Annotated in this window: 12 protein-coding genes and 1 pseudogene; 7 read left to right on the top strand and 6 right to left on the bottom strand. The window is 71.4% G+C overall.

Features of this window, described 5'->3' with window-relative positions; genetic code table 11:
- Positions 1–23 precede the first annotated feature (23 nt).
- Positions 24–2,099 carry a pectinesterase family protein gene (locus tag ABZ404_RS09620; RefSeq protein ID WP_358831573.1) on the top strand — a complete coding sequence of 692 codons (2,076 nt, stop codon included), beginning with the start codon at positions 24–26 and terminating at the stop codon, positions 2,097–2,099.
- Between the two features lie 123 nt (positions 2,100–2,222).
- On the opposite strand, the gene ABZ404_RS09615 is transcribed toward ABZ404_RS09620, so the two are convergent.
- The 4 genes from ABZ404_RS09615 to ABZ404_RS09600 form a co-directional block, all read right to left on the bottom strand.
- Positions 2,223–3,032: a hypothetical protein gene (locus tag ABZ404_RS09615; RefSeq protein ID WP_358990314.1), complete on the bottom strand. Its 810-nt coding sequence runs from the start codon at positions 3,030–3,032 to the stop codon at positions 2,223–2,225.
- Entirely contained in the window at positions 3,032–3,556 is a 525-nt protein-coding gene (locus ABZ404_RS09610; protein ID WP_358831575.1) for a SigE family RNA polymerase sigma factor, read from the bottom strand. The genes ABZ404_RS09615 and ABZ404_RS09610 overlap by 1 nt, the downstream gene beginning before the upstream one ends.
- 196 nt (positions 3,557–3,752) lie before the next feature.
- Positions 3,753–5,096, bottom strand: a complete 1,344-nt coding sequence (locus ABZ404_RS09605) for a polysaccharide lyase family 1 protein (RefSeq protein WP_358831576.1) — start codon at positions 5,094–5,096, stop codon at positions 3,753–3,755.
- Between the two features lie 185 nt (positions 5,097–5,281).
- Positions 5,282–5,812 carry a hypothetical protein gene (locus ABZ404_RS09600; RefSeq protein ID WP_358831577.1) on the bottom strand — a complete coding sequence of 177 codons (531 nt, stop codon included), beginning with the start codon at positions 5,810–5,812 and terminating at the stop codon, positions 5,282–5,284.
- Positions 5,813–6,088: 276 nt separating this feature from the next.
- Here ABZ404_RS09600 and ABZ404_RS09595 point away from each other — a divergent pair, with 276 nt between their 5' ends.
- Complete coding sequence (locus ABZ404_RS09595) at positions 6,089–6,919, top strand: rhomboid family intramembrane serine protease (protein ID WP_358831578.1); 831 nt, start codon at positions 6,089–6,091, stop codon at positions 6,917–6,919.
- Positions 6,920–6,983: 64 nt separating this feature from the next.
- On the opposite strand, the gene ABZ404_RS09590 is transcribed toward ABZ404_RS09595, so the two are convergent.
- Positions 6,984–7,793 carry an alpha/beta hydrolase gene (locus ABZ404_RS09590; RefSeq protein WP_358831579.1) on the bottom strand — a complete coding sequence of 270 codons (810 nt, stop codon included), beginning with the start codon at positions 7,791–7,793 and terminating at the stop codon, positions 6,984–6,986.
- 192 nt (positions 7,794–7,985) lie between these two features.
- On the opposite strand from ABZ404_RS09590, the gene ABZ404_RS09585 reads away from it, so the two are divergent.
- The 5 genes and pseudogenes from ABZ404_RS09585 (at position 7,986) to ABZ404_RS09565 (ending at position 11,673) form a co-directional block, all read left to right on the top strand.
- Complete coding sequence (locus ABZ404_RS09585; RefSeq protein WP_358831580.1) at positions 7,986–8,216, top strand: hypothetical protein; 231 nt, start codon at positions 7,986–7,988, stop codon at positions 8,214–8,216.
- Positions 8,213–9,250 carry a serine hydrolase domain-containing protein gene (locus ABZ404_RS09580; protein WP_358831581.1) on the top strand — a complete coding sequence of 346 codons (1,038 nt, stop codon included), beginning with the start codon at positions 8,213–8,215 and terminating at the stop codon, positions 9,248–9,250. The genes ABZ404_RS09585 and ABZ404_RS09580 overlap by 4 nt, the downstream gene beginning before the upstream one ends.
- A 254-nt stretch (positions 9,251–9,504) precedes the next feature.
- The gene (locus ABZ404_RS09575) at positions 9,505–10,062 is read left to right on the top strand and encodes a GNAT family N-acetyltransferase (protein WP_358831582.1); all 558 of its coding nucleotides are present in this window, start codon (positions 9,505–9,507) and stop codon (positions 10,060–10,062) included.
- Positions 10,063–10,199: 137 nt separating this feature from the next.
- Positions 10,200–11,113: pseudogene (locus ABZ404_RS09570) on the top strand (aminoglycoside phosphotransferase family protein).
- 131 nt (positions 11,114–11,244) lie between these two features.
- Entirely contained in the window at positions 11,245–11,673 is a 429-nt protein-coding gene (locus ABZ404_RS09565) for a DUF3592 domain-containing protein (RefSeq protein ID WP_358831583.1), read from the top strand.
- A gap of 21 nt (positions 11,674–11,694) precedes the next feature.
- Here ABZ404_RS09565 and ABZ404_RS09560 read toward each other — a convergent pair whose 3' ends face one another.
- Positions 11,695–12,195, bottom strand: coding sequence for a VOC family protein (locus ABZ404_RS09560; protein ID WP_358831584.1), 501 nt, complete (start codon positions 12,193–12,195; stop codon positions 11,695–11,697).
- Between the last annotated feature and the right edge of the window lie 100 nt (positions 12,196–12,295).

Raw genomic sequence — 12,295 nt, 5'->3', positions numbered from 1 at the left:
TCTTCAAGGAACGGAAACCGCATATGAGTTCGACCCGCCGCGCGTCCCGTCATCGCAGACCGCACAAGGCCCTGGCCATCGGCGTGCCCCTGGCACTGGCCGCCTCCGGCGTGCTGGCGTACGGATCCGTGTTCGGACTGGGACTGGGCGACGAGGAGAAGGCCGCGGCCGCGGAGGCTCCCACGTGGGCCACCGCCGCCGCCGACGGGTTCGCCTCCGTCAACGCACTCGGTCAGAACGGCACCTACGGCGGCCGCGACGGCAAGACCGTCACCGTCAAGACGCTCGCCGATCTGGAGAAGTACGCCACCGCCCCGGACCCGTACGTCATCGTCGTCGCCGGCACGATCAACATGGCCCCCGTCGGCAAGGAGATCAAGGTCGCCTCGCACAAGACGATCATCGGCTCCGGGTCGCTGGGGCACATCGTCGGCGGTGGCTTCTTCCTCGGCCAGGGCGTGCACAACGTCATCATCCGCAACCTGACGATCAGGGACTCCTACCAGGGTGTCTGGAACGACAAGGCGCACGACTTCGACGCCGTCCAGATGGACGGCGCCCACCATGTGTGGATCGACCACAACGACCTGCGGCACACCGCCGACGGTCTGATCGACGTCCGCAAGGACAGCACCTACGTGACGGTGTCCTGGAACCGGCTCAGCAACGCCAACAAGGCCTTCGGGATCGGGTGGACCCCGAACGTCGTCACCGACATCACGATCCACCACAACTGGATCCGCGAGACCGAGCAGCGCAACCCCTCGACGGACAACGCCGCCCACGCGCACCTCTACAACAACTTCCTGGAGGACGTCCCCGGCACGGCCATCAAGTCCGCCTACGGCAACTACGCCCGCGGCAAGACGCGGATGGTGCTGGAGAACTCCTACTTCCAGGGCATGAACAACCCGGTGACCAGGGACTCCGGCGCCGCCCTCGTCCAGCGCGGCAACCTCTTCTCGGGCACGAGCGGGCGCAACGAGAGCGGCGGCGGTGCGGCCTTCGACCCGAAGACGTACTACCGCTACACCCCGGACGCGGCCGTCGACGTGCCCGCGCTTGTGAAGTCCGGGGCCGGACCGCGCAGTTCCTGGGGCAAGGCGGCCGCCGCCAACGCCGCTGCCGCCAACACCACCGCCAACGCCACCAAGACGCTCACCGTCGCCAAGGACAACACGGGCCAGTACAAAACGGTCCAGGCCGCGGTGGACGCCGTGCCCGTCGGCAACTCCTCCCGCGTCGTCATCTCGGTCAAGCCGGGTACGTACCGCGAGACGGTCGACGTGCCGGCGAACAAGCCGCACGTCACCATCCAGGGCTCGGGCACGAGCCGCAAGGACACGGTGATCGTGTACGGCAACGCGGCCGGTATGCGGAAGCCGGACGGGTCGGGCACCTACGGCACTCCGGGCAGCGCCACCGTCGCCATCCGCTCGGACGACTCCCAGATGCGCAACCTGACCGTCTCCAACGACTTCGACGAGGCCTCGCACCAGTCCCTCAAGGACCACCAGGCCGTCGCCCTGCTCACGACCGGGGACCGGATCGTGCTGAACGGCCTCATCGTCACCGGTGACCAGGACACCCTGGAGATGGAGACCGCGGCGAAGGACAAGCCCGGCCGCGTGTACATCACCCGCTCCTACATCGTCGGCAACGTCGACTTCATCTTCGGCCGTTCCACCGCCGTGGTCGACCAGTCGGTCATCACCCTCAAGAAGCGCTGGAACGGCAGTTCGGCCGGGTACATCACCGCCCCGAGCACCCCGGCGGGCCGCCACGGCATCCTCATCAACCGCACCACGGTCAACGGTGACGTGGCCGCCGCCTCCTTCTCCCTCGGCCGGAACTGGCACCCCGGCGGCGACAAGACCGTCGACCCCCAGGCCACCGTCCGCAACTCCACCCTCAGCGCCGCGATCAAGCGCGCTCCCTGGAGCGACATGGGCGGTTTCTCCTGGAAGGAGGACCGCTTCGCCGAATACATGAACACCGGTCCCGGCGCCGGTCCCAAGAGCGCCGACCGGCCCCACCTGACCGACGCCCAGGCCGCGGACCAGCAGGTCTCGGACTGGCTGGGGGACTGGACTCCGTAGACCGCCAGGAAGAGAAGGAAGGAGCCCGGCAGACGCGCCCTCGCGCGACTGCCGGGCTCCCCGGCTTCTCCGGCTTCTCGGGCCCCTCCGTGTCGCGCGGGCACGCGGTGGTGCGGCGCGGTGTCAGCCCGCCGCTGCGCGGGGGGCCGCGCGGAACCGGCCCGTGACGGTGTACCGCTGCCCCTCGGCCGTCGTGGCCGAGGCGGTGTAGACATCGGCCGTCGCCGCTCGCGGGCCCTGGGCGTGGTTGTACTGCACGGCGAAGACGTGCTGGCCGGGCGGGACGGTCCGGCCCGGCTTGAGGGTCCACCGGTAGGTGAGGGCGCCACCCTTGTCGACGGTGGTCAGGGTGAAGTCGTCCGTGGGCAGGGTCCGCCACGCGCCGGTGGAGGCCACACCGCCGGTCTGGGCGATGCGGACCTCCACCGTCAGCGCGCGCAGGGCCACACCGGTATGGAAGGTGAGGTTGCTCTGCGCCCAGTAGGCGTTGGCGTGCGGGTCGACGGCACCCTCGGACCGCAGCGGCCCGTCCTGCGAACGGGGAGGGGCGCCGGCCGGGGGGGAGGGGTCGGGGGCCCGGTCCGTCGCGGACGGGTGCGAGGGGTCCGGGGCACGGTCCGTCGCGGACGGGTGCGCGGGGCCGGGGGTCCGGTCCGTCGCGGACGGGTGCGAGGGCGCCGCCGGGACCGTGGCCACCTCCTGCCCGGAGCCGCCGCCGTGGACGGTGGCGGCGATCGCGAATCCGCCCGCCACGAGCGCCGCGGTCGAGGCGAGGGTGGCGAGGGTGACACGGGGCCAGGACAGCGGCACGGCCGCCCGGCGGCGGGGACGGGGACTGTGGGAGATGCCCTGGTGGACACGGGACAGCATGCCCTCCCGGTCGGGCTCGTGAGCGGCCGCCGCTTCCCGCAGCCGGCGCTTCAGGTCCTCCATCAGTTCCTCGTTCCGCTCAGTTCCTCGGCGGCCTGCGCCCCGAGGATGCGCTGCAGCTCGGCCATACCCTTGGAGGTCTGGCTCTTCACCGTACCGACGGACGTCCCGAGGGCGAGGGCGGTGTCCTTCTCCGACAGGTCCAGGGCGTGGCGCAGCACGACGCAGGCACGCTTGCGGAACGGCAGCCGCGCCAGCGCGCGGCGCACGTCCACGACGGCATCCACGTCGGGGTGCTGCGCGCGGCCGGGGAGGGCCGCCCAGAAGAGGTGGACGCGGCGCCGTTCGCGGGTGAGGGCGCGGATGCGGGCGCGGGCCATGTTGGTGACCACGCCCCGCGCGTACGCCACCGGGTGGTCGGCGCCCCGGACGCGGTCCCAGCGGTGCCAGAGCGCGACGAAGGCGTCGGCGGCCAGGTCGTCGGCGGTGTCCGCTTCACCGGTCAACAGACGGGCGAGACGGGCCAGCTCCGCGTGGTGACGCTCGAAGAAGTCATGGAACTCCGCGGACGCGTCATCAAGAGCCATGGCGGAGTCTCCGTGGGGTGTGCCCGTGTCCGGCCCGAGCCAGCGCCGGTGTTCGTGCCCGTCGTTGGTGACGGGGCCGGTGAGCATACCAAGCATTCGGTCAGCTCTTTCCATGTCATACAGGGGCCGCTCTCTCTTCCCCGGCCCGCCCCGGTGTCCGGGCGGCGTCGACCCACCCAAGCACCGGGGCGGCGGATCACTTCAGGACACCCGAACCCGCGCGGGCGGCAAGGGAAGCGGGCAGGTTCGCCGCGGACGACTCCAGTCCCGCGGACAGCGCGGGCTTCCACGCCACCGTGGCCTTGATCTTCTTGCTGTTGGCGGCGTTGTGGACGGCGACGAGGTCGGTGACCGCCCCGTTGACCATGTTGCCGCTGCCGGCGAACGCGCCCGTCCCGTCGCCCGACAGGAGCTGGGAGGTCTTGCGGCCCGAGGCCAGGGTCCAGAAGTTGTTCTGCCCCACGATCTGGACGCCCGCGCGCGCGTTCACGCTGTAGCTGTGCGCGTAGCCGTTGCGCGCGGTGGTGTCGAAGTGGTTGTTGTAGAGGTGGACCTGGCCGACCCGGGCCAGCGGCGCCCGCTGCACGATGCCCTGGAAGACGTTGTGGTGCAGGGTGACGCGCAGCTTCGTGTCCTTGTCGCTGCTGCCGATGAGCATCGTCTTGTCGTGGTCGGTGAAGCGGTTGTACGAGACGGTCACCAGGTCCGAGGCGTTGGTGATGTCGAGGGCTCCGTCGTGGACCTGGTACTCGCGGCCGTAGTAGCGCGGGTTCGACGCGTCGAAGTGCGGGCTGTCGGTGAACGAGTTGTGGTCGGCCCACACGTGCGTCGCCCCCCGCAGGGTGACGGCGTCGTAGTTGGAGTTCCAGTTGCCCTCCGAGCCGTCCTTGGGGTCCCACTGGGGGAAGCAGTCGCGGGTGTCGGCGAAGGTCAGGTTGCGGATGATGACGTTGTCCACCTTCTGGACCAGCAGGCTGCCGCCGTTGATGCCCGCGTCGGTGCCGGGCACGCCGATGATGGTGGTGTTCGACGGCACGGCGATGCCGACCCGCTCCGCCTGCCGCGCCTGCGCCGCCGCGCGGGCGGACTCCTGGGCGCCGGACGGCTGCTTGGACCGTCCCCAGACCGAGGGGTCGTAGGCCTTGAGGTAGGCGGCGAGCGAATAGCCCGTGCCCTTGGCGTAGTCGGCGCAGGTCAACGGGCGGCCCTGGTCGTCGGTGTTGGCGTTGATGCGGCCCTTCACCCGGATGATCCTCGGGGCGCCGGACGGGCCCGCGCGGAGCGCCTTGACCAGTTCGGCCCGGGTGGTGACGGTGATGTCGTGGGCCTTGTCGGCGGCCTGTCCGCCGGTGGTGCCGGAGCCGCTCGACGCCCAGCCGTCCTTGGCGGCCAGACCGGCGTGTGCGAGGTCGACGGCTCCCGCGTCGGCGCGCATGGCGAACGGCAGGAAGCCGAGGCCCGCCGCGGTGACGAGTCCGGTGCCGAGCAGGGCGACACGGCGGCGGGCGGGGAGGCGGCGGCGGTGCGAGGAAGGGGTCATCGGGTGGTGATCCTTGTGCGGAGGTGGAGCGGAGTACTGCTCTGTCGCCCCCTCAGTTGCCGCCGCGGGCCCCGGGGTTGCCGGTGGATGGAGGAAAACCGTGGGATCTGGGTCACACCCCGTCGGCCCCGGCCGGAGACCGCCCGTTGCTCCGCCCTTCCCCCTCACCTTCGGGCGTCACGTGTTCACTTGTCGGCGAAGACCTTCCTGGCCTGGCGGCGGCGCAGCTCTTCCAGATTGGTCAGCTGGCGTACGGCACGGTCGGCCAGGACGTCGAGGTGCTGGGCGTCGAGACGCTCCTCGGTGTCGGTCAGCTCCCGCAGGGTCTGCCAGCAGGCGGCCTTGCCCTCGACTCCCAGCCGGAGGAACTCCAGTTCCACCATGGTGGTGAGGGGCGAACGGCGCACCAGGCTACCGTTGCTCTTCAGCCGTCCCACCCGTTCGGCCAGCCGCCCCGCGTAGACCTTGTAGCGGCGGATGGGGATGTCGAGCCGCCGCATGATGTCCACCAGACTCCTGCGGTCCTCGGCGATCTCCTTCGCGATGGGCCCGAGGCTCTTCGTGACCTCCGGGTCCGTGCATTGCTCGGCGAGGTAGTGCGCCCGCTCGACGCCGACGGTGGCACCGAGCAGATGGTCGTTGAGGTAGATGGCGAGCAGGTCGGAGCCTGTGCCTTTGCTGTGTGCCTGACGCGAGCGCGGTGCGCGGGTGGTCATCGGGTCGTTCCCTTCGGTGCGGTGCGCGGCCGGAGCGAGGCCGTTCGGCCGTCCCGCGCGCGGTGACAGCCGTACCGCTCTGCTCCGACCGTGCCGGGGCTGTCCGGGCGCGTCACGGGTACCCGGGGGAGTACCGCTCGACACCCTCGGCCGCCGGCGGGAGCGGGGCTTCCGGCCAGGCCGGCCCGGGGTCGCGGCGGCGCGGGAAATCGGGTGCCGCGTGACGGTGGACAGCGGGGGTACCTGGGTTCCGTCGGCGGAGAGGAGGCCGGTCAGGTGGTGATACCGGTTCATGACATCAACCCGGTCCGGCGTACTCCCTGGGTGACGTACGCGCTGGTGGCGGCGAACCTCGTGGTGTTCCTGCGGACGCCCGGTATGGCCGGCTCGCTGGCCGGGGGTGACAGCCTGTCCCAGCTGTGCCACTTGCAGGCGTTCCTGGATCACTGGGCGGCCGTACCGCGGGAACTGGTCCACGGTCGCCTGCCCGCGTTGGTGGCCACGGGGCAGACCGGGGTGGGTCCGGCGGGCCCCGGGTGTGTGGTCGGCCCCGCGGATTACACCAAGGAGCCGGCGCTGTCGGTGCTGACGGCGATGTTCCTGCACGGAAGCTGGCTGCATCTGCTCGGCAACATGCTGTTCCTGTGGATCTTCGGGAACAACATCGAGGACCGGCTGGGGCACGTCCGGTACGCGCTGTTCTACCTCGTGTGCGGGTACGCGGCGGCCTACGGATTCGCGCTCGTCAACGCGTCCTCGTCCGCCCCGTTGATCGGCGCGTCGGGGGCGATCGCGGGCGTACTGGGCGCCTATCTGGTCCTCTACCCCACCGCCAGGGTCTGGGTGCTCGTCCCGTTTCTGGTCTTCCTGCCGCTCCGGCTGCCCGCGTGGACGGTGCTGGGGTTCTGGTTCGCGCTTCAGGCCCTCTACTCCTACGGAGGAGGTGTCTCCGACGCGGGGTCCGTGGCGTATCTCGCGCACGTGGTCGGCTTCGTGACGGGCATGGTCCTCGCGTTGCCGCTGAAGCCGGGGACGGTTCCGCCGCCCGAGCCCGAGGGGATCCTGTGGGGCAGGCGCTCGCGCCACCGTCGGGCGTACGGCGGGTGAGAGGCGCGTTCACCGGCAGCGAGGCGGCCCACGGCTCCCGGCCGGCGGCTTGTGAGGGCGAAGGTCAGATCTGGACGGTCTCCGTCGCCCCGACGATCACTTCGGCCACTCTTGCCGGCTGTTCCACCAGGAGGGCGTGACCCGCGTCCGGGACCGTCACCATCGTGATCTCCGGGCTCGCCTCCAGTTGGCGGCGCTCCTCGTCCCTGAGGCCGATGTCGTCGCGGTCGCCGCGTACCACCCAGGAGCGCGTACCGGACGCGTGCAGACGGGCCACCAGGGAGGGGTGGCGGTCAAGGTATTCGTAGTAGTGCCGGGTGACGCGGCGGCAGAACACCGGATCGTTGTTGCCCAGGTCCGCCGCCAGTTTCTCCGCGCGGTCCTCCGGGATGCCTCCCTTCAGCATTTCCTTCTTCATCATCGGGGGCACCGCCTTGAGCATGGCCGTCCAAGCCAGCGGGCCCAGAGCGGGCACCCGTCCCACCTGGTCCAGGACACCGAGGAACTTGGCCTCGTCCGCCCGGGAGAACGTCGGCGACAGGAGGACCAGGGGGCCCGGGACGACACCGAGCGCGGCCATCTCGATCGCGACATTGGCGCCCAGACTGTGCCCGACGACCACCTGGCAGCCCTCGGCGGCCGCCAGCTCGCCCATCAGGCGTGCGTAATGCTCCATCGACAGGTCGGCGGGCGGTGTGGTCCGGCCGAACCCCGGCAAGGTGGCCGCCACCATGCCCAGCCCCGCCTCGGCCATCACCGGCTGGGCCATCACGTCCGCGAAGAACTCCGCGGTGCACATCCCGCCCGGCACCAGCAGCACCCGGCGCGCCGCGTTCGCCGGGCCCGCCCTGCGCAGGTCCAGACTTTCGCTCATACCTCCACACTGAACGTGCCGTGCGGTTCCCGCGACTGTTTCCCGCGGCTGTTCCTGGGCCGGACCGGCGGCCGAGGGTCGGCAGGGGCCGGGTGATCCGTAACCGGCCTTCGATTGCGCCAACTCCGGGCCCCTCACCAGCGCGGTCAACCTAGGTTGACGACTCGAAGAGAAGTCAACTAAAGTTGACTCATGACCGGAGTGGATATTTCGTCGATCACCGAGAACGCCGATCCCGTCGCAGCCCTGCGCGAGGCGGCCGCGCTGCGCCGCCGCCTGGAAGGGCAGGAGGAGGTTCTCGTCCACCGGGCGCGGGTGGCGGGAACGACGTGGACGCAGATCGCCGAGGCGCTGGGAGTCTCGAAGCAGGCCGTCCACAAGAAGTACGGCGGCCGACGCCTCTTCGGCCGGACCGAGGCGTGACGCGCGTGCCGTCGCTCCTCGATGATCTGACACGGCGTACGGCGGAGCGGCTCGGCGCCAGGCAGCGGGGTGCCGTCGTGGTGGGTGCCGTCCGGGGCGGGCAGTCCGCGGTGCACGGCGCGGACCCCGGCACGCTCTTCGAAATCGGTTCCGTCACCAAGACGTTCACCGCTCTGGCCCTTGCCCGGCTCGCCGTGCGGGGCGCCGTGGAGCTGGACCAGCCGCTTCGCGAGCTGCTGCCCCGTGACATCACGGCTCCGCAACGCGGCGGTGAGACCATCAGGCTGGTCCATCTGGCCTGCCACACTTCGGGCCTGCCCCGGTTGCCCAAGGGCCTGCTGCCGCGAGGCCTGTTCCGGTCGGATCCCTACGTCGGCTGCACGGGCGAGCTCCTGCTGGACGGGCTGCGGCGCACCCGTCTGCGGTCGGTGCCCGGTACCCGCTTCCGCTACTCCAACATGGGGGCCGGACTGCTCGGGTTCGTCCTGGCGCGCCACACCGGCACCGACTACGACGCGCTCATCCAGGCCGAGATCTGCCGGCCCCTCGGCATGGCCGACACGCACGTGGTCCTCGACCCCGGGCGCACCGCACGACTGGCCGCCGGCCACTCCCGCACCGGACGCCCCCGCCCGCCCTGGCACCTGGCCGCCCTCGCCGGCGCCGGCGGCCTGCACTCGACCGTGCCGGACCTGCTCACGCTGGCCCGCGCCCAGATGGGCGCCGCACCCGGAGAACTCGCCGAAGCCATCGCTCTCACCCACGCGACCGCCCACCGCGTCAATGCCAGAACCGCCGTCCACCCCGGCTGGATCTCGGCCAACCTGCCCCGCGGCCGGCACCGGGTCCTCTTCCACACCGGCGGCACGGGGGGCTACCGCAGCTTGCTGGCCATAGCTCCCGAACAGCGTGCGGCAGTCGTCATTCTCAACGCCAACGCCCGGTCCGTGGACCGTCCCGGCCTCGACCTGCTCACCCAGATCATCAACTCCGCCCCCGGTCCGGATCCCGTACCGGCCGTCACGGGCGCCTGACCGGGGGCAGCCCACGGCCTAAGGCCCAGACACCTCCTCGGGTCCTCGGGGCGAAACGACCCCGTGGAGGAGACGGCCTGCATCCGCACGGCCGGGGCGCCCCCGGCGAACGTCTGTTACGGTCGCGTCGGCGCGGATGGCGCACGAACGCGGAGCCGGACTCGGGGGGTTGATGAATATGGCCGTCAACGGCCTTTCTCGGCATGCCCTTTTCCGGTCCGCCCGCTGACGCTCCGCGGGACGGGTCGTCCACCATGACCCACCAGGAGACACCCGTGCATTTCGCCACCTCCCATGACCTCGACGAGCTCACCACCGACCGGCTGGTGCTGCGCAGCTGGACCACGGCCGAGGCCGCGGCCGTTCTGAGCGGGACCGCCCGTCCGGCCGACTGGGCCGAGGACTTCCCCGCCGACGGCGACCGCGTCATCGCGGCCCTCTTCGACGACAACCCGGCCTGGCTCGGTGTGTACGGCCACCGGTTGATCGCCGAACGGGACAGCGGCCTCGTCGTCGGCTCGCTCGGCCTGTTCTGGCCGCCCGCCGAGGGAATCCTCGAAATCGGGTACGGCGTCGTCGCTTCCCGGCAGGGCCGGGGCTACGCCACCGAGGCCACCCGGGCGCTCGCCGCGTTCGCCCTCACCGCACCCGGCGTCCACACCGTGGTCGCCGGGGTGGAACTGTCCAACCCCGCCTCCGTCCGCGTCCTGGAGAAAGCCGGATTCGAGCGGTACGACACCACCGCCGCCGAGCCCGGTGACGGCGTGGCCCGTTTCCGGCTGACCACACCGCCCGGCCACAACAGGGGCTGACCCCTCGGGCCGGCGGCACACCCAGCCGCCGGCCCGTGCCCATCGGGCATGTCGTCCTCGCCCGGTGGGGCACGGGATCGGGCACCGGGATCAGGCACGGGGAACGGTGCCTGGGCCTCCGGCTATCGTGGCGCCGCATGAGTCATCCCCCGATCGACGTCACCGCGGAGCTGGTCCGGGATCTGCTGCGCGATCAGCACCCCGACCTGGCCGGTCGCCCCGTCCGGCTCGGCGCGCGCGGTTGGGACAACCAGCTGTGGCGGGTCGGCGACGACCTCGCCGTCCGTCTGCCCTGGGCCACGCGGTCCGCGGACGAGTTGCTGCGCAAGGAGCACGCCTGGCTGCCCGCACTCGCCCCGCACCTTCCTCTGCCGGTCCCCGTGCCGCAGTACCTCGGCGAGCCGACCGACCGGTTCCCGCGGCCGTGGATCGTCACCACCTGGGTGCCGGGAACACCGGCGGACCGCGCCCCCGCCACACACGCGGGGGCGGCGGACGCCCTGGCCGGGTTTCTGACGGCGCTTCACCGCCCTGCCCCCGACGGGGCACCGGTCGGTCGTGACCGTGGCGGGCCGCTGACCGGGCAGGCCGAGGGGTTCGCCCATGCGCTGGCCTCGGCCACCGAGTTGGGGCTGGTCCCCGACCCGGACGCCGTCCAGGCCGTCTGGGACGACGCCGTCGCGGCACCCGAGTGGACGGGGCCGGCGCTCTGGCTTCACGGCGATCTGCACCCGGCCAACGTCCTCACCGAGCACGGCACGTTCTGCGGTGTCATCGACTTCGGCGACCTCTTCGCGGGAGACCCCGCCTGCGATCTCGCCGGGCGTGGATACTGCTGCCGGACGGCTCCCTCGACCGCTTCTACGAGGCCTATCAGCCGGCCGCGGACGCGGCCACGCGGCGCCGCGCGCGTGGCTGGGCGGTGTTGAAGGCGCTCGGCTGCGGTCTCATCGGCGAGGCCGGCGTACGGGGCCGCCCCGGAGGCAAACCCACCTGGGGGCCGCCCGCGCGCGCCGCGTTGGGTCGTCTCGTCGCGACAGCGCGTCCATGACGGGACCCCTCGCTCCTCCGGTCCTGCGCCGTCGGGTCAGGAGAGGGGAAACCACGGCGGAGGCGTGAGCGTTCCCTCATCCCCCCGTGCTTCCCTGCAACCAAAACCCCAGCTCAGGCGTCACGTCACATATGCAACGCGAATGGTTCGCCGCCCTCATCCCGCTGGCGCTCGGCGTGTGTTTCCTCAGCCTCGGCGTATACGGGCTCCGCCGCGCCAAGGTGCTGCGTCTGCGCGGTGTCACCGCCAAGGGCCGGATCGTCCGCCACGAGCTCGCGCGCACCGAGGACAGCGGCAAGTTCTACCACCCGGTCGCCGCCTGGACGACCGAGGACGGGCGCGCCTGCGAGCACTCCGCCCGGTTCGGTCGGGGGCGCGTCGAGAACCGTTTCCGGGTGGGCGCGAACGTCACGGTTCGCTACGATCCGCGGACGCCCGCCCGGTTCGAGATCGAGGGCTGGGACTCGACGGCCGTCGACCGGCTGTTCGCCGTGCTGGGGGCCGTGATGACGGCGGGGACGGTGATCACCGTCCTGATCGGGTGGCTCTGCTCTCTCTGAACTCGGGCAGGGCATGTCCCGTCAGGTCGCGGAGCCGGCCGCCGCACCCGTCCTGAGGTCCGGGCCCCAGCGCCTGAGCGACTCTTCGAGGTCGAGCGCGCCCAGGCGGGCCTTCTCGGACGCGTCCGGCCAGTCCTCACGCGGTACGCGCCACATGATCTCGAACTCGTTGCCGTCGGGGTCCTTGGCGTAGAGGGACTTCGACACCAGGTGGTCGGTGGCGCCGACCATGGCGCCGCGCTTGTCGAGCTTGTCGGCGATCTCGACGAGCTCGCCGAGTGTGCCCACCTCCCAGGCCAGGTGGTAGAGGCCGACACGGCCCTGTTCGGGCCCGGGCGCGTCCGGGCCGACGGAGAACAGGCCCAGGTCGTGGTCGTTGAGGGTGCCCTCGGCGCTGAGGAACGCGGCGCGGCCCGGGATGTCGACGTCGAGGTGGAAGCCGAAGACGTTCGTGTAGAACTCGACGGCCCGCGCGACGTCGCGTACGTAGAGCACCGCGTGGTTGAGGCGGCGTACCGGCATGGGGTTCTCCCTGAGGGACGGCGAGGCACGGGGTGGCGGCCTCGGGTGTGACGATAAAACAATGTGAGACTTCAAGTAAACACCTCCGGTGCCGTGGGCG

It is taken from the genome of Streptomyces sp. NPDC005878 (assembly GCF_040629815.1).
Lineage (GTDB): Bacteria > Actinomycetota > Actinomycetes > Streptomycetales > Streptomycetaceae > Streptomyces.
Note: the sequence above shows the minus strand (reverse complement) of the source record. Positions and strands in the feature narration are given on the sequence as shown.

Bases quoted from the DNA above. Each gene is read 5' to 3' on its own strand.
- ABZ404_RS09620 (WP_358831573.1), top strand. From the start codon at position 24: ATGAGTTCGACCCGCCGCGCGTCCCGTCATCGCAGACCGCACAAGGCC.
- ABZ404_RS09615 (WP_358990314.1), bottom strand. From the start codon at position 3,032: ATGGAGGACCTGAAGCGCCGGCTGCGGGAAGCGGCGGCCGCTCACGAG.
- ABZ404_RS09610 (WP_358831575.1), bottom strand. From the start codon at position 3,556: ATGGCTCTTGATGACGCGTCCGCGGAGTTCCATGACTTCTTCGAGCGT.
- ABZ404_RS09605 (WP_358831576.1), bottom strand. From the start codon at position 5,096: ATGACCCCTTCCTCGCACCGCCGCCGCCTCCCCGCCCGCCGCCGTGTC.
- ABZ404_RS09600 (WP_358831577.1), bottom strand. From the start codon at position 5,812: ATGACCACCCGCGCACCGCGCTCGCGTCAGGCACACAGCAAAGGCACA.
- ABZ404_RS09590 (WP_358831579.1), bottom strand. From the start codon at position 7,793: ATGAGCGAAAGTCTGGACCTGCGCAGGGCGGGCCCGGCGAACGCGGCG.
- ABZ404_RS09585 (WP_358831580.1), top strand. From the start codon at position 7,986: ATGACCGGAGTGGATATTTCGTCGATCACCGAGAACGCCGATCCCGTC.
- ABZ404_RS09575 (WP_358831582.1), top strand. From the start codon at position 9,505: ATGACCCACCAGGAGACACCCGTGCATTTCGCCACCTCCCATGACCTC.
- ABZ404_RS09565 (WP_358831583.1), top strand. From the start codon at position 11,245: ATGCAACGCGAATGGTTCGCCGCCCTCATCCCGCTGGCGCTCGGCGTG.
- ABZ404_RS09560 (WP_358831584.1), bottom strand. From the start codon at position 12,195: ATGCCGGTACGCCGCCTCAACCACGCGGTGCTCTACGTACGCGACGTC.